The organism is Gilvibacter sp. (assembly GCF_965601605.1).
Taxonomy (GTDB): Bacteria; Bacteroidota; Bacteroidia; order Flavobacteriales; family Flavobacteriaceae; genus Gilvibacter.
On sequence record NZ_CBFCWJ010000039.1, the window covers coordinates 1 to 16,782 of the forward strand.

Genomic DNA, 16,782 nt, shown 5'->3' on the forward strand with positions numbered 1-16,782 from the left:
TCCACCGCGAATTCCAGCTTCATAAGCTGGGCCTCCCTCTATAGGATTAATGATGGCGATGGTATCGTTATAGACGTAAAAGTTCACCCCAATACCTACAAAATTCCCGCGCATATCATTGGCGGCATCTTCATAGGCATCCACAGGAATGTAAACAGAATGCGGATCCAGGTTTTCCAAAATTCCGTTTACCGTTACATCAACAATACTGTCTGTATTGACTTGATCAACGTATTCGTAGTCTATATAATCTATAAGTCTATTGAGCTTGTCTTTTTTGGAATTCTTGGCAAAGATCTGTTCGCCTCCATCCTGAAAATTCAGTTTGGCGCCAATAAAGGTCCCCACAGCCAAACAGCTGCCGACAATAAGCGGTATATAGACTTTAAATTTGTTCATTGAATTAATCCAAATCGGCTAAATGTACAACTTGAACTCCAGCGCGTTCCATGAATTCCAAACCGCTGACATCCTTGTATTGAATATTGTAAACTACTCGGGTAATTCCTGCCTGGTGAATTAATTTACTACACTCACGACAAGGCGAAAGTGTGACGTAAAGCGTAGCGCCTCTGCAACTTTGATTACTTCCGGCCACTTTCAAAATGGCGTTGGCCTCGGCATGAAGCACATACCATTTGGTATAGCCTTCTTCATCTTCGCAAAAATTTTCAAAACCTGTTGGGGTTCCGTTATAACCGTCTGAGATGATCATCTTGTCTTTAACGATCAAGGCTCCAACCTGCTTGCGCTTACAGTACGAGAGTTTAGCCCACTCCAATGCCATGCGCATATAAGCAACATCGTATTTGTGTTGTTTTACTGAAGTATTCATAGTCGAGGCAAGATAGCCAATTCCAAACGAAGATAATTGAACTCCGCTCCTCTATTAAACTGTAGCTTGTTAATCTTATTACAAAGTTTGTCAAAAAAGTGCCAAATCAGCCTTAGAACGGCCAAGTATCTGCAAGCATTGGCAAGAGCAACCCAATGGCGATACAACAAAGCGCTATGGTCCAGTCTCTGGCACTCGCTTTGAGTATATTCTTAGCGACAAAACCAACAACCAATGCGATCAGCACAATGACCAGCTGGGCCAATTCAATTCCCAAGGCGAACTCAAAGAGCGGCAAAGCCGCGCTTTCATCTAAACTCCTAAAGAAGTTGGCAAAACCAAGTCCGTGTATCAATCCGAAGAAAAGCGTCATGACATACGTCCCATAAACGGACAACTCTTTAGCACCCTTACGCGTATTTAAAAGGTGATAAATGGCAGTGGCTAAAATGGTCACTGGGATCAAAAACTCCACAGCAGTAGCAGATACCGTGACCCAACCAAAGGTCGCGGCAACTAGAGAAATCATATGCCCAAGTGTGAAGGTGGTTACCAAGCCCACTACCTTTTTCCAATCGGAAAATTCATAGACAGAAACCAAAACCACTAAAAATAAAAGATGGTCTGGACCTCCCCAATCCAACACATGATTGAAACCCAGATTCAGATATAGCCAAAAATCAGACATGGATGACGTTTTGTGTAAAGTTACCACAAATGAAGCAAGTTGCCCTGTACATTATACCTTCTTTAAGACAAAGACAAAACTAAAATAAAACTGGGAGAACAGCTGCAGCAACAAAGTTTATTCAAAAAAAACATAAGTGATTAATTTTTAGTAACTTAAAGTCAAAAGCAACTATGAAACAATTTTCACTCCTTATCCTTGGCCTACTGCTATGTAGCCAAAGTTTCGCTCAAGACCCCGACCCCGGAGATTTTGTCTTTGAACGCGATTGGTTTTCGTGGCATGTTATTCTTGACGGCGACTATTTTCAACGCCCCTCTCCCAATGATGAACAAGAGTATATTACGATGGACATTGCCTTTGGCGATCCGGCCGTTTTTACTAGCCAAGCCTGTGGAAGCGTCAGCTTGAATATGGAATTTGTTGAATACAGTTTTGAATTTGGAACTGCGCTTATCACTGATGTAGTGATTGAGCCAGATCCCTGCGATCTGGATGTTAACAATACTTACACGGCTGCGTACTTTGAATTTTTGGCAGGATTAGAAGGGCAAATTGTAGAATGGATGATAACAATATCAACCCCAAGTGGCGCGGCATTAGGACCCTTAGGTTTTCAAATAGAAGATAATGATGGAAATTATGCCTTTTGGGCAGACATACCCCTGAGTGTTTCCGATTTCCAATTTGAAGACACCAAACTTTACCCCAACCCTGCACTTGATATTTTACAATGGAGTCAAAAAGACACTCAAACCGTTAATGCGCGCGTATACACTGTGGACGGGAGACTGCTTCTCTCAGAAACTGTTTCTAGCCAACAAATAGATGTATCCGACTTAAGCGCTGGCATCTACCTTTTAGAACTGAGTAGCAGCGACGGCAAGACGGTAAAACGCTTTATTAAGCAATAATTAGAAGTACTGCTGCAACTCCTTTTTAAAGTAAGCGGCACTGGCGGCTGCACTGGCTGTTGAATTCTCGGTGAAGTTTCCGCCTTGTTCTATATAGAAATACTCCAAGCCAGAAGCCACAGGATCAGGGAGAATGTCATGATAGTTGATAGAACCATTGCCCAGTTCTGTATAATCTCTACTGACTTTATGCATGTCTTTAAGATGCCACATCACATAGCGGCCAGGATATTTTGCGACCAATTCTTTAGGCGTGGTCTTGCCTTGATGCATTACCCAATACATGTCCATTTGGAACTTTACTTGCTCTGGATCGGTTCTGTCGGCAATGATATCGTAGCCCGTTTCTCCGTTGCCAAGATCTGCGAATTCATAACCGTGATTGTGAAAGGCAAACCCCAGAGGCGTTTCACTGATCTGTTGCCCAATTATCTTGAGCTTTTGGGCCAGTAAACTGTAGCCGTCTCGGTTGCGATAAGGCTCCTCAATAAAGGGCCAAGTGATGTATTTATTATCCATTACAGATGCAGCGCTGATGCAAGCATCTACGTAATGGCGCAGCTCGTCATCAGAAGCTTCCATAAAGGCAGAAAGCCCGTAATGACCGCTACTTACAGTGAGATCCAGATCATTGAGAATCGCTTTAAAATCCTGAGGAGAATAGCCGTATATCTTATTGGTATCTGCATCAAAACCGTAGGTCTCAAAGTCTTCATAGCCCATAGCTTTGAGCGCTTTAAGCGTTTCAATGGGTTTGTCTACCATTTGATCTCGAATGGAATACACCTGGTATCCGAGTTTGTATTTGCGCTGGTCACCAAAACCTGCACAACTCCATGGGAGCATAGCAGCAGCACTTGCTGTGGCACTGAGTTTTATAAAATCTTTGCGATTCATGACTTAAAGTTAGTTGAATTTGAACAATTAAAGCAGCGCCATATTGACCGCAGCTTGAGCATGCAAATAGGTCGTGTCAAAGGTAGGGATGGAAACATCCTCGGGTGCAATCAGCATCGGAATTTCAGTACAACCCAAAACAGCCCCTTCTGCTCCCTCCCCCGCAGCCTTTTCAATAATGCGCTGATAGGTTGCTTTGGACGATTCAAGCACAATCCCTTGAACCAGTTCCTCAAAAATGATACGATCCACTTCTTGGGCATCTGCAGGATCGGGTATGATCACATCAATACCATGATCGTTTAATAATTTGAGTTTGTAAAAATCTCGAGACATGGTAAAGCGGGTTCCAAGTAGCAATACCTTCTGCAACTGCTGCTGCTTGATCGCTACAGCGGTAGCATCGGCAATATGAATGAATGGAATTACAATATTGGTAGTTATAGCGTCAGTACAAAGATGCATGGAGTTCGTGCATAAGACAATCATATCAGCACCGCCAGCCTCAAGATTTTGAGCGGCTGAGATCATTTGCTTTTCTAAAGCAGGCCAATCGTCTTTTTGCATGAGGCCTTCAATAACTGAAAAGTCAACAGACTCTAAAAGAATTCGGGCCGAATGAAATCCACCCAAACGCTCCTTGATCATTTCATTGATCAGTTTGTAATAGACGTGAGATGATTCCCAACTCATCCCACCAATAAGTCCAATTTTCTTCATCTCATTAGTTCATACTCGGACAAATCGCCTCGGTCCAAATGGCGTAACCTTTTGGATTCATATGCAGACTATCACCAATAAAGATGTGTGGTTTGGGTCTGCCTGCTTCGTTCAACATCGGATTCCATACATCGATATAACTAACCTGCTCTTGCTGCTTTGCATAATTAGAAAGCAGCATATTTACCGCCAAATACCCTTTTTCAAATTGCCAACGCGCAGGACTTGGTTTGGTGCCAATGATATAGATCTCCGTTTCTGGCAAGCTGCTTCGGATCTTCCCCACGATCTCACTCATGGTTTTTAAGACAGCCTCCGGAGTCTTACCAGAATTGATGTCGTTATCGCCTTCATAGATAAAAACCTTAACAGGCTTGAATCGCAGAACGGCCGCATCTAAGTGATAAAGCAAATCACTGGCTTCAGAGCCACCAAAGCCCGTATTGATGATCTTTTCATCTGCACAATCCTCTTGCACTGTGCCCCAAAAACGCACGCTGGAACTTCCGGTAATGACAATCAGATCTCCATCTGGGATCTCCATTTTGCTAAAGCCGTTGATCACATATTGAAAACGGTTTGGATCTTGAGCGCTAAGCTCAAATATCGCACTAAATAAAAGCAACGAACTAAGTAGCCATTTAAAGTATTTCATAAGATTAGTCTTGTTTTACAAATACGACATTTTTCACTCGTCCAGATTCTAAATTGAAGGCAGAAATATTTGGCGAACCTTTAAAGACCATAGTTGCTCCTGCTCCACTGAAGGTATCTGTATCGATTTGATTCACGGTGATTGGATCATTATCCCCAATACTCACTTGCAAGGCATCATCCAGAGCAGTTACCGCGTATCGAACATCCAATTCTTGACTGTAGTAGCTGCCCTTGTAGGCGCTAAGATCTACTCCGGAAAAGTCCTTAACCACTTTGCGTTTGGTAACAGTCAACTCTCCTGGTTGTTGTACCTCTAGCGTATTGGTCTTGCCATCTATCAAGTCTTTAAAGGTGAACTTGAAGTTCTCGTTGCCTGGAATGCCATAGGTATTACCACTGGTCTTGGCAATATTGTATGAGGCGCCGTTCCACTTTTGGGTGAGGTTTAAGGAGTCGTTCTTAATAGCGATCTCTAATTCTACTCCAGTCTCGATCTCATAAGTACCCACCATTTGATCCATTTCAAAGATCACGGCTGGGATCGCCGTTTCTACCTCTGCAACAGCATCAGGCTCGGGTTCCTTCAAAACATCTTTCAAGAGGATATCCGCAACAGCATCGGCCATATCCCAAGGACTGGCATCGGCTCGGTTTGCAAATACGGCAATGGACAAATTGTGCTCAGGGAACCGAACCAATTCGGCTCTAAAACCTACAAAAGCTCCACCGTGACGAATCGCTTTAACTCCTTTGTAATCTTCAATAAAAACACCAAGAGCATAATCAATAGTCTCTCCATTGTTCAGCATTCCCTGGGTGGTCATCTTTTCCCAAAAGTCCGCAGGCAAAACCTCAGAATTGTAAAAGGCATCGTCCCATTTTTTAATGTCATTGATGGAGGTGAAAATTCCACCATCTCCTATCATGTCTAATGTGGTCATGCTGATCATAAATGCTCCGCTGGAATGCGGCGCATAACCAGAAGCCCTATTTTTCACGATCCGATTGTGATAATTGTGAAAGTGGGTATCGCGCATTTCCAAAGGCCTAAAAATGTTGTTTCTGGCGTAATCTGCCATATTACTGCCCGAGGCTTTCTCTACAATTTGTCCCAGCAACCAATAGCCAGAATTACTGTATAAATACTCCTCTCCCGGCTCAAAATTAAGGCTGGTTTGCCTTACGAGCCAGTTCATGATGTCAGCGTCTTTATAGTGCGTGTCATCATTGTAGCCTTTTAAGTAGGCCAACTGTAAATAATCTCTAATTCCGCTGGTGTGATTGAGCAGATGACGTACCGTTATCTTTTTGGCATAATCTGGGAATTCCGGATAGAACTTAGAAAGTGGGTCGTCAAAGCTGAGTTTGCCTTCATTTTCTAAAAGCACAATACAGGCTGCCGTAAATTGTTTGGATGTGGATCCGATGCGAAATACAGAATTGGCGTCGTTGGGAATGTTGTATTCCAAATTGGCCATTCCGTAACCTTTACTGTAAAGGATCTCTCCGTCTTTGAATATTCCTAAAGAGGCTCCGGGAACTTCTCTATTCCCCCAGGCTTTGAATACGGCATCGATTTGATCGGCTTCCGGAATTTGGGCAAAAGCTATACTTGTCATTATAAAAGACAAGGCAAAACATAATTTCTTCATGGTAGTTCTTAAAATTAGCTACAAATGCTAAAGTGTCTTTAAAGGTAATTGAGTTCTGCCAATTGTCCTAGCAAAGCGGATTATTGATGTTGCCTGTAATGACAAAATCTATGTTAATGTTTTTACAAAATCAATTATTTTGTTTAATGTTTACTTATTTTCGTTAAACGATTAAGTACCAGCTTTAACCAATAAAACCATGAAGACACTAAAATTTGCTGTAGTTACGCTTGTTTTTGCAGTGCTTGTATCCTTTAAACCTGCCACAGATGATTTCCAAGGACAGGCTTTCTATTTCTCAAAATCCACAATGGAATTAGGAAACTGGGGAGCTCGCTTGAGTGAAGCCGAGAAAAAACAGGTTTACGCACGCCTAAAGAATCGTTTAGAAAAAACTTATATCCTCGATTTCAACAAAGAGGAATCCATATTCAACGAAGAAGATCAAATTGACGCCATGTCTGGAGCCACAGACACTTGGGGAAGCAACTTTGCTCGCGGAGAGCAATACAAGAATGTTAAACAAAACATGCTCATCCAAGCTCAAGAATTCTACGGAAAGAAGTTTTTGGTAAAGGATAAGCTAGCAGACATTGAGTGGAATATGGCTGGAGATTCTAAGATGATCGGTCAATATATGTGCTTCAAAGCTACTGCAACTGTTCCTACCAAAGAACTCACTTGGTATAACTTTGAGTGGAGTGATCTACGCGCAGAGCAAGAAAAAGACGCCGACGGCAACCCAATTGTGCCAACTACTGATATTGAAGCTTGGTATACCTTGCAAATTCCTGTAAGCCATGGACCGGCAGAATATTGGGGACTTCCAGGGCTTATTCTAGAGGTGAGCGCAGGAAATACCACCATGCTTTGTTCTAAAGTAGTATTGAATCCTGACGAGACTGTTGCCATTAAAGCTCCAGACAAGGGAAAAGAGATCAACAAAGCCGATTACGCCATGACCATCCGTAAGAAGATGATGGAAATGCGCGATAACCGAGGCAGAAGAAGAAACTAAATCTCAAGCCTGCTTTTAAGGTCCGCATTACGATGAAAAAATTACTCCTTTTTGCCCTGCTGCTAGCCAGCATAGGCAGAACACATGCCCAAATTCAAATGCAGGGTGTGGTCAAAGACAGCCTTGACATTCCTTTAGAATTGGCCAATGTTGTCGCTATTAATGACTCCACCAACGCTTTGGAATCTTACGGCATTACCAATGAAGCTGGTAAATACAAACTCCAACTGGAAGCCAATACCAGTTATAAACTCCAAGTGAGCTACATTGGGTTTAAAACCTATGAAGAGCAACTCCAAACGGGTGAGGCTGATCTAAACAGAGACTTTAAACTAGCCCCAGACAACGCATTGGATGCGGTTGAATTGGTCTATGAAATGCCCGTAACGGTTAAGGGAGATACGCTGGTCTACAATGCAGACTCCTTTAATACTGGAACCGAACGAAAATTAGGCGATGTATTGGAAAACCTTCCAGGCGTGGAGATCAATGAAGATGGGCAGATCGAAGTGGAAGGAAAAGTGGTCAACAAACTCATGGTTAATGGGAAGGACTTCTTTGACGGAGACACCAAGCTGGCCACCGAAAACATTCCGTCTAATGCTGTTTCAAAGGTGCAGGTACTAAGAAATTACGCAGAAGTTGGGCAATTGAGCGGAGTGAGAAACAACCAGGACAATGTGGCCATCAACATCAAACTTAAAGAAGGGAAAGAGAACTTCTGGTTTGGAAGTGTGACCGCTGGTGGAGGGTCCTCACCAGAGGATGAACTGTATTTGTTGCAACCAAAACTCTTCTACTACAGTCCAAAATACAGCTTGAACTTTATTGGTGACCTTAACAACACTGGAGAAGTCGCTTTGACACGTAGAGATATCCGCGGTTTTGGCGGAGGTTTTCAGGCGCCGAGTCGCAGTAGCGGTACCGACATTAATTTAGGAGACAACAGTTTGAATTTCTTGACCAGTCAAGGAAACGCTCTTGAGATTGAGAGTCAGTTAGGCTCCATGAACTTTAGCTATTCCCCTAAAACCACCCTGGATTTTAGTGGTTTTGCCATTTTTAATTCGAGTAGAATTCTTTCGAGAGAATCGAGTTTTGTGCAGTATACAGATCCTGAATTAGGTATTCCGGATGAAGCCACAGAGCAACGCAGCCGCGAACGCTCTGATCAAGGTTTGATCAAACTCAGCGTGAAATACCAACCCAACTTGAACAACCAGATGGATTATGATGTGCTCGGGAGAATTTCACGAGACACTCAAGATCAAAATCAATTCTCCTCCGTGATTGGAAACACCGATCAGTTTGACGAGGTAACTCCGTATAGCATCAATCAGAATCTAAACTACTACTATACCCTAAACGAGCGCAATATCTTTGCCTTTGAGGCTACCCACCTCTTGCGCAATGAAGATCCGTTCTACAACGCTGTCTTAGTAAACGATCCTGACGGTCCTGACGCTTTTGACAATACCGCTGAGGCCCTTGGCCTGAATACCAGTTTAGATTTTTACAATATTGGGCAAGATCGCAGAATCAAGTCCAATCAATTAGACGCCAAGTTGGATCACTATTTTGTGATCAATCAGCGCAGTAATTTGAACTTTACCTTGGGAACCATTCTGAGCAATCAGCAGTTCAACTCCAACATTTTTCAATTTTTAGAAGATGGAAGCCGATTTGACCCAACTCCAATTATCAATGACGGTTTGGATTCTAATGACACGGAATACAATTTTAGCGATATCTATCTAGGTGTTCACTATCGCGCTAAATGGGGGAAGTTCACAGTTACTCCTGGATTCTCGCTGCACGCTTATGGGAACCGCAACATTCAATCCGGAGAAGAGTTTAAAGACAACTTCTTTAGACTACTGCCTGACTTTGAGACGCGCATTCAATTCAAGAAAAGTGAGCAGTTGACCTTCCGCTATGAAATGCGCAACCAGTTTACAGATGTGACGCGTTTGGCGCAAGGCTTGGTGTTCAACAGCATCAACAACATTTCATTTGGTGAGCCAGAATTGCAGAATGCTTTGGCCCATAATGTGAGTCTGTTCTACAGCAGTTTTAATTTGTTCAATTACACCAACGTATTTGCCAGAGCTGCGTATACCAAGAATATTGATCAGATCAGAAGCTTGACCAACTTTGACAATGTAATTAGAACCAGCACCTTCTTCAATTCTGCTTTTGCAGATGAAACGGCGAGTTTATTCGGAAGAGTGCAACGCACCTTTGGGAAGGTTCGTGCGAGCATCAACGTACGTTATAATTACAGCAAGATCAACCAGTTCATTCAAGGGCAGCGCTCCATTAATGAAGGTTTCACGCAAACTTATACGCCAGGCCTGAGAACGAACTTTAAAGTGGCTCCTAATATCTCCCTGAGCTACCGATACAGTGTAACCAACAACAACCAGGGTGATAGAGAGACCACTTTCATTACCAATGCACCGACCTTTGAATTTGACGCTTATATCTGGAAATCGGTGACGTTTAGAACAGATTATGCTTATACCATTCAGGAGTTGGACAACGGAGAAACGCAGTCCTTCCAAAACTGGAATGCGCGTTTATCGTATAGAAAGAATCGAGATTCTAAATGGGAGTATGAGATCAGAGCAACCAATATTCTAAACATAGATTCACAGGTGAGAAACAGTGCCAATAATGTGTCAGTTTTTAGTTCGGAGACGTTTATTCAGCCAAGATTTATTACCTTCCGCTTTATCTATACACTATAAATCTAACTTAATACAGCCACCACAGCATGAAGAAATTAGTTCTTTTGGCCTTTTTTATTGGGTTTGCCACCCTTACCCAAGCGCAGGATTACACCGATATTGTAAAGTTTCAATACAATCGGGCTACGCTAGGAAATATTGATAATGATGATGAAACGGAGGTTGGCAATGCCAATTTGGAAACTTATTTTGTGATTCCCGCCACTGCAAAAACCATCTTTATTGCCGGTTTCACTTATGAAAATACACGTCTAAGTGTGGTACACGATGACGATTTTAGAACCAATCTGGTCATGACACGCCTTAACCTGGGTGTTAAACTGGACCACGGAAACGGATGGAGCGGAACTTATGTTTTACTACCTAAATACGCTTCAGACTTCAACGATTTGGGAGGTGACGCATTCCAATTTGGAGGTTTAGCCCTTTTTGAAAAGAAGGTTTCTGGTCGTAAAGGATGGAAATTTGGTAGTTATGTGTCTTCAGAAAACTTCGGAACCATCATTACTCCACTTGTAGGGATGTGGTACAAATCCCCGAACCGCAAGTTTTACGTAAACGCAGTATTCCCAATTCGTTCTGAGGCGAACTATGCCATCTCTGATATTTTTAGCGTAGGAGCTAACCTTTTAACCTCAGTAAAAGCTTACGATCTTTCTGGAAACGCAGACGGATTCTACGTACAAGAAGAGTCTATCCGCTTTAACCTTTATGCTGGAGTGAGCCTGTTTGACGGAACACTTTTGGCGCGTGCTAAGATCGGATACGATACTACGGATTATGGTCTTTACATGCAAGGAGACAAAGTTGGTGCACAAGTTTTAACCTTCCAAGTTGGAGGTGATGACAGAAACCGCTTGAACAGTGAATTTGACGCTGCTCCTTTTATGGGTGTTGACCTTATTCTTCGCGCAGGAATTTAATCCCCAAAAAATAATCTAGTCTAAAGGCTGCTTCAGGATCTGGAGCAGCTTTCTTAGTTGCTGAAATATATTATCGTTCAATCCGCATAATATCTCCGGCCTCATGCAGCTCTAAAACCTGATCGCGAGACACGCCATAAACGGGTTCCATATAATTCTCTTCCTTGTCGACCTTATAGATCCCAGAGTACTTATCTACCTCATAAGAGTTGTCCATAATGTACAAGCTGTCTGCATCTACACGCATCACTTTAAAAGTGGAATACAGACCATCGGCTACCTTGTATTTATAAATATCTCCCGGTTCAGGTGCAGCCAGATATTCAAGTTCACGCTTGTCTTGAACATTGCTCGCCACCACAGCACCAATGATAAAACACACAAAAATGGCCAATCCCGCCCACTGCCAAATCGGCCCACGACTTTCGCTTTTGAGTCTCAAGTAGGCTTGTTTGTGAGACTCAACGAGTTTTTTGGGTTTGAATTCGGTATTGCAATTTTCACAATGCCCACGGCCCAACTTTCCCATAGGGAATAGTGGAATCCAAAAGATGTGCGAATGTCTTCTGTACACATGCAGCGTAATGCTACCATTGCTTTCACAATTAGGACAGCAGCCCGTTCTGGGTTTGACACTTGCCAAATGAATGGCTTTACTACCATAAATGAGCATATTGTTGTTGTTAGTGATTCAAAAAGTTGATCGTAGCCTCGGCCAGTTTTTCAGGATTGTTTTTCTCCAGCGGATGGACTCCATCCAGAATTATTTCACAACTGCCCTGCCCTAAATGCTTCGCGGCCCATTGCGACTCCTGAAGCGAAACCATCTGGTCTTGATCTCCGATCAATATACGAACAGGTACTTTTATATCCTGTAATTCTGACTCAGAAAAAGCTGCCCCAGCTCCTAAGGCCAACATCATCGCTGCAGTCTTATTCAGTACTTGTTTCCAATCATTTGGCTGATGCACCTGCTCTAAAAAAGCTGCAAAGCGCGGAACCTTTTCCAATATCTTTTCCGGGTTGAGTTGCCTGACCTCTTTTTCAGCGCTCTCTGGTGTCCAGGCGAATTTGGTACCGTAGGTCACTATGCTTTTTATGAGCTGCGGATGCGATTGCGCAAGCGTCAAAGCCACATATCCGCCCATGCTGTATCCAAAGAAATCTGCAGTTTCAAGCTCGCTCTTAGCCATGAAGTCACTTACGTTTTGTGCAAAGACACCCATGCTAAATACTCGATCAGATCTACGACCACCGTGGCCTTCAAAATTAAAGTAAAAAACCTCATGCGTTGCGCTAAAAGATGCTGACAGTGCCTGCATTTGAACGGTTGAGCCCAAAGCTCCATGCAATAAAATGATAGGTGGTTTTTCCAAGATTTAGGCGGTCGCTTTTGCGCTTTTGAGTTTTTCTTTTAAATACCCGAAGCTGTCATCAATATTGGCAAAAAGGTCCTCCTCTGGCACCAAATCAGGTATAATATCTACAGCCTTAAGCATATCACAGGGTTGTTCCTGCAAGCCGACCAAGATCACCTCAATTCCCTGTTCATTCAAATCAAAAATAATGTCCTCTAAGGCGTAGAGCCCTGATTGGTCCACATAGGGCACACGATCCATTCTAAAGATCACCGCATCAATTGCTTCTGGCAGGGCTTTTATTTGATCTTTAAAATAAGAAGTAAACCCAAAGAACAAAGGTCCGTAAAGGTGTTTAATGATCACGCGATCTTTGTACTTTTCATAGAATTCAACCTCATCTTGCCAAGGTTTAGAGCCGTCCAGATCTGCGATCTTTCCAACCTCCATGCCTTGTTCAGAAAGATCACCAGACTTTTTCATAAATAACAGACAGGCCAAGGCAACTCCAGCTCCCACAGCGTAGATCAAACTACCAAAAGTGGTTATGAGTAACACCAGAATAAGCACCACAGCATCGGCTCGCGGTACTTTACGCAAATGCTTGAGTCCTTTGATATCCACAATTTTAAATCCGATAGGAATCAGCAATCCAGCCAAAACACAAAGTGGAATGTGCGCTGCCAATTTTCCTAGGCCTAACAAAACTGCTAGCAAAAACAAGCCGTGCAAAGTTCCTGACATCCTTGTCTTACCACCTGCATTGATGTTTACTACAGTTCCCTTGGTCGCTCCCGCTCCAGGAATTCCACCAATAACCGCAGCGATCATATTTCCAATTCCCTGACCGATCAACTCTCTGTTGGAATTGTGTTTGGTCTTGGTCATATTGTCTGCAATTACAGAAGTTAAGAGTGAATCTATACTTCCCAAAACCGCCAAGACAACAGCATACTCTAACACCAATCCGTAGGCAGAAGCGTCTACTTCAAAGATCCCGTCGATTTTAATAGAAGGCAATCCAGAAGGGATCTCCCCAATTACAGGGACGGCCATATCGCCAAAATAGGCAATCAAAGTGGCAACAATTAATGCTACAAGCGCACTAGGAATGGCCTTTGTGATCTTTGGAAACAAATAATAAACGGCAATGGTTATTCCTCCCAGCATCAAGGCTTGGAGATTTGCCTCTGAAAAGAGTCTTGGCAAATCCTGAATCACCGCTAAGGTAGATTTGGAAGAACCCAATCCGGCAAAAGGAAAGATCTGCAGAATAATAATGATAAGCCCTACGCCACTCATAAAACCAGAGACCACGGGATAGGGGAAATACTTGACATAACTGGCAATATTCAAAAACCCAAAGATGATCTGAAACAAGCCTCCCAGTAGAAAGGCTAGCAAAATTATGGGCATGGCAGATTCTAAATTACCGGTGATTTGGATCGCCCCGGCAACTAAGGCCGCAGAAACTACCGTCATGGGACCTGTGGGACCACTGGCTTGGGTTGCTGTACCTCCAAAGAGTGCTGCAAAAATACCTACAGCAATAGCTCCGTAAAGTCCAGCCGTAGCTCCCATTCCAGATTGCACCCCAAAGGCCAATGCCAACGGCAAGGCAACTACACCAGCCACGAGTCCTCCCGTAAAGTCTCCTTTGAAATTTTTGAAATCGTAAAATTTAGTGCTCATATGTTTATCCCTTAGTATCGAAGTTGTGAAGCTCTAAGTTACTGCTTTTACCTCCTGAATAAAAACGCGAATTTGTGAGATTTCAATGACCCATAAAAAAAGCCCCAAGACTAAACTTGAGGCCCTAATTATATTTTAGCAAAATGCTTAGTCAACAGGCTGCATTTCATGCAAGACAAAGGAGGCAACAGCACCTTCTGTCGCTTTTAAATACTCAGCCAGATGGCTGTTATTCATATGATCCTGCCACAATTCTCTACTCTCCCAATTCTCATAAAAAAGAAACAGATTGGGATCACCAATATCTTGATGTAGATCGTAATTGATGCATCCCTGCTCTTGACGCGTGATAGGAATAAGCTTTTGTAATTCTGATTTGACCAGTTCTCGGTGTTCTGGCTTGGCAATGATTTGCGCAACTATGGTTAATTGTTTGGACATGTTTAAAATTTTATGCGATCGTATTGATCACGGTTTCTGCCGCTAAGCGGGTTTTTGGTTTCTTTTCAGGCTGATTGAAATCTTCTGGATCTCTATGACCAATCGCGACCGCAACTTGAGCCGCATAATCCGTTTGGCCTAAGATTTTATCATAATTCTCTGGCTCTATGCCTTCCATAGGCGTAGCATCAATATCCATATTGGCACAGGCACTTAAAAAGACACCCAATGCTAAATACAGTTGACGATCAAACCAAGCTTTTACCTGGTGCTCTGGCCATGGTTTTATAAACTCTTTATAATAATTCACGGCGCCCTCTGGCAACGATGCTTCTATTTGTTTTTCAAAACCTTCTAGCGTACTGTGTCTGCTAAAGACAACCAAGGTATCGCTGTTTTGAATGCGCTCTTTATTGAGCCAAGAAACTTCAGAGAGCTTTGCTTTCATCTCAGGGTCTGAAACAAAGGTAAATTGCCACGGTTGACTATTTATAGACGAGGGCGCTAAGCGCAGCACTTCCTTTAAGGCATCTATTTTATTGGTTTCAATTTTCTGGGTTGGGTCATACTTTTTGGTAGTATAACGGTTTTGCATTGCTTCTAAAAAACTCATATTTCCTTTTACTATATTTTTTATAGTTGCAAAATTAATTATAGTATAATACTTTTGCAAGAACGGTCAAATAGGATAGTATCATGGAAACATCAGAAACACCAAAAATCCACAGCTTCAACGGTCAACAATACCCCTGTTGCGCGAGCCTTACCATGGGAGTCATTGGTGGAAAATGGAAAACCGTTATTTTATTTCATCTCATTGAAGGCCCTTTGCGCTATAACATTTTACGCAAAACCATGCCCACAGTAACCGAGCGGACACTAAGTCTTCAGCTTAAGAAATTGGAAGAAGATGGTATTATCCAAAGAAAGGTGTATCACAAAAAGCCTCCGCTCAAGGTAGAATATTCCCTCACCCCTTTAGGCGAAACATTAATTCCGATCATAAAAGCTATTGCTGATTGGGGAGATCAGGTACAAAAAATCAATTGACCTTTAAAATTGGATTGGAATCCTGCGGATTCACAAAGTTATCAGCGCGCTCAAAACGCGGTGAAATTACCTCTACCCCTTTGCGATTAATATAGCCAAGCTTTAAATCACTTTGCACGATAGCGAAACCGTTTTTAAAGTCTAACGCATTGCCGTATTTAGGTTCTACCAGCCAGTTTCCATCCGCAGTAATGAATCCTACCTTGCCATCTAATTGTACAGCCGCAATCCCCTCATTAAAGCTGCGCACTGCTGTATACTGAAAAGGAATCACCAATTCATTGTGCTTGTTAATATATCCCCACTTTCCGTCTTTTTGCACGGCACACAAGCCCTCTGAAAAGTCAGCTACGTCTTCATAGGTATTTGGAATAGCCACAGTGCCATCAAGGTCTAAAAACCCAAACAGATCGTCTTGTAAAAAAGCCGCCAAACCATCGTTATAATCATAGGTCCCTTCGTAAGTTGCTGGGACCACTTCCTGACCATTAGTATCCAAAAAACCATATTTCTCATCCTTCATAAAAAAGGTTCTACCCTGGTGGAAATCGCCTAAGGTATAGTCAACGTGTAATTTGATCTTCCACGTTCCTGAACTGTCAATGTATCCAATCGACTCATTTTCCATATCGAGAGCAGCCGCCAAGCCTTCACTAAAGGGCATCATAGCATCAAAATCTTCTGCTATAAGTGTTCCAGAGGTATTGATGAATCCTACTTTATCATCGGGCATACGAACAGGCGCAAATCCTTCGTAAAAAGAAGTTGGCTGACTAAAAGTTTTCCCGTCAAACTGCACAGCTCCTGTTGCGTCAATAAAAATATATTCTCCGCCTACGGCACCGTTAATTAAGTCTGTGCGTACCCCATCGACATTAACACAAGCCAACCCATTAGAGAACGAACGGGCCAAGGGATATTTAGGCTCAATTTTAAAGCCACCCAAAGTATCGATATAACCGTACTTTCCATCCATCATGACCATTGCCAATAATTCCGTAGAACCCGTGGGTAGTTTTTCTTGAGGCGATTCTGTTTGAGACGGCTCATTTTTACATCCCGCCAACAGAAACAGAAACAAGGCAATTCCGCCTAAAAAGAACTTTTTCATTATTGCTCTAATCTTTTAGTTATGTCTTCTCCAAGCTGATTGGTCGAGCCCCCATTTTAATAGGTGATCAAGCCAA

At 42.7% G+C, this 16,782-nt stretch carries 18 protein-coding genes; 5 read left to right on the plus strand and 13 right to left on the minus strand.

Going from position 1 to position 16,782, the window contains the following annotated elements:
- From ACSLP7_RS11060 to ACSLP7_RS11070, 3 genes are all read right to left on the minus strand, one after another.
- A partial coding sequence (locus ACSLP7_RS11060; protein ID WP_435579355.1) for a S41 family peptidase occupies positions 1-399 on the minus strand: 399 nt, incomplete at its 3' end.
- 4 nt (positions 400-403) lie between these two features.
- Complete coding sequence (locus ACSLP7_RS11065) at positions 404-835, minus strand: deoxycytidylate deaminase (protein ID WP_291184103.1); 432 nt, start codon at positions 833-835, stop codon at positions 404-406.
- A 112-nt stretch (positions 836-947) separates the two neighbouring features.
- Complete coding sequence (locus ACSLP7_RS11070; RefSeq protein ID WP_435579356.1) at positions 948-1,523, minus strand: HupE/UreJ family protein; 576 nt, start codon at positions 1,521-1,523, stop codon at positions 948-950.
- A 173-nt stretch (positions 1,524-1,696) separates the two neighbouring features.
- On the opposite strand from ACSLP7_RS11070, the gene ACSLP7_RS11075 reads away from it, so the two are divergent.
- Positions 1,697-2,437: a T9SS type A sorting domain-containing protein gene (locus ACSLP7_RS11075; protein WP_435579357.1), complete on the plus strand. Its 741-nt coding sequence runs from the start codon at positions 1,697-1,699 to the stop codon at positions 2,435-2,437.
- Here ACSLP7_RS11075 and ACSLP7_RS11080 read toward each other — a convergent pair whose 3' ends face one another.
- The 4 genes from ACSLP7_RS11080 to ACSLP7_RS11095 are packed head-to-tail and all read right to left on the minus strand — an operon-like array spanning position 2,438 to position 6,363.
- Positions 2,438-3,334, minus strand: a complete 897-nt coding sequence (locus tag ACSLP7_RS11080) for a TIM barrel protein (protein ID WP_435579358.1) — start codon at positions 3,332-3,334, stop codon at positions 2,438-2,440.
- A 27-nt stretch (positions 3,335-3,361) separates the two neighbouring features.
- Positions 3,362-4,054, minus strand: a complete 693-nt coding sequence (locus ACSLP7_RS11085) for an aspartate/glutamate racemase family protein (RefSeq protein ID WP_435579359.1) — start codon at positions 4,052-4,054, stop codon at positions 3,362-3,364.
- Between the two features lie 4 nt (positions 4,055-4,058).
- A complete protein-coding gene (locus ACSLP7_RS11090; protein WP_435579360.1) occupies positions 4,059-4,709 on the minus strand; it encodes a GDSL-type esterase/lipase family protein in 651 nt (216 codons plus the stop codon).
- 4 nt (positions 4,710-4,713) lie between these two features.
- Complete coding sequence (locus ACSLP7_RS11095) at positions 4,714-6,363, minus strand: serine hydrolase domain-containing protein (protein WP_435579361.1); 1,650 nt, start codon at positions 6,361-6,363, stop codon at positions 4,714-4,716.
- A gap of 199 nt (positions 6,364-6,562) precedes the next feature.
- Between ACSLP7_RS11095 and ACSLP7_RS11100 the strand changes: the two genes are divergently transcribed.
- Genes ACSLP7_RS11100 through ACSLP7_RS11110 form a run of 3 tightly spaced genes read left to right on the plus strand, consistent with a single transcriptional unit; the run spans position 6,563 to position 11,054 of the window.
- Positions 6,563-7,381, plus strand: coding sequence for a GLPGLI family protein (locus tag ACSLP7_RS11100; RefSeq protein ID WP_435579362.1), 819 nt, complete (start codon positions 6,563-6,565; stop codon positions 7,379-7,381).
- A gap of 32 nt (positions 7,382-7,413) precedes the next feature.
- On the plus strand, positions 7,414-10,131 hold the full coding sequence (locus tag ACSLP7_RS11105) for a carboxypeptidase regulatory-like domain-containing protein (protein ID WP_435579363.1): 2,718 nt from the start codon (positions 7,414-7,416) through the stop codon (positions 10,129-10,131).
- 26 nt (positions 10,132-10,157) lie between these two features.
- On the plus strand, positions 10,158-11,054 hold the full coding sequence (locus ACSLP7_RS11110; protein WP_435579364.1) for a DUF6268 family outer membrane beta-barrel protein: 897 nt from the start codon (positions 10,158-10,160) through the stop codon (positions 11,052-11,054).
- 70 nt (positions 11,055-11,124) lie between these two features.
- On the opposite strand, the gene ACSLP7_RS11115 is transcribed toward ACSLP7_RS11110, so the two are convergent.
- The 5 genes from ACSLP7_RS11115 to ACSLP7_RS11135 form a co-directional block, all read right to left on the minus strand.
- Entirely contained in the window at positions 11,125-11,727 is a 603-nt protein-coding gene (locus ACSLP7_RS11115; protein ID WP_435579365.1) for a hypothetical protein, read from the minus strand.
- A gap of 10 nt (positions 11,728-11,737) precedes the next feature.
- Positions 11,738-12,430 (minus strand): alpha/beta fold hydrolase, encoded by a 693-nt coding sequence (locus tag ACSLP7_RS11120; RefSeq protein ID WP_435579366.1) that lies wholly within the window; start codon positions 12,428-12,430, stop codon positions 11,738-11,740.
- A 3-nt stretch (positions 12,431-12,433) separates the two neighbouring features.
- Positions 12,434-14,104 carry a SulP family inorganic anion transporter gene (locus tag ACSLP7_RS11125; RefSeq protein ID WP_435579367.1) on the minus strand — a complete coding sequence of 557 codons (1,671 nt, stop codon included), beginning with the start codon at positions 14,102-14,104 and terminating at the stop codon, positions 12,434-12,436.
- Positions 14,105-14,251: 147 nt separating this feature from the next.
- Positions 14,252-14,545: a putative quinol monooxygenase gene (locus tag ACSLP7_RS11130; RefSeq protein ID WP_435579368.1), complete on the minus strand. Its 294-nt coding sequence runs from the start codon at positions 14,543-14,545 to the stop codon at positions 14,252-14,254.
- A 10-nt stretch (positions 14,546-14,555) separates the two neighbouring features.
- The gene (locus ACSLP7_RS11135) at positions 14,556-15,158 is read right to left on the minus strand and encodes a nitroreductase family protein (protein WP_435579369.1); all 603 of its coding nucleotides are present in this window, start codon (positions 15,156-15,158) and stop codon (positions 14,556-14,558) included.
- Positions 15,159-15,241: 83 nt separating this feature from the next.
- Between ACSLP7_RS11135 and ACSLP7_RS11140 the strand changes: the two genes are divergently transcribed.
- Positions 15,242-15,595, plus strand: coding sequence for a winged helix-turn-helix transcriptional regulator (locus ACSLP7_RS11140; protein ID WP_435579370.1), 354 nt, complete (start codon positions 15,242-15,244; stop codon positions 15,593-15,595).
- Here the strand turns inward: ACSLP7_RS11140 and ACSLP7_RS11145 are convergent.
- Positions 15,588-16,706, minus strand: a complete 1,119-nt coding sequence (locus ACSLP7_RS11145; RefSeq protein WP_435579371.1) for a WG repeat-containing protein — start codon at positions 16,704-16,706, stop codon at positions 15,588-15,590. The two genes, ACSLP7_RS11140 and ACSLP7_RS11145, sit on opposite strands and share 8 nt — an antisense overlap.
- Positions 16,707-16,782 lie beyond the last annotated feature (76 nt).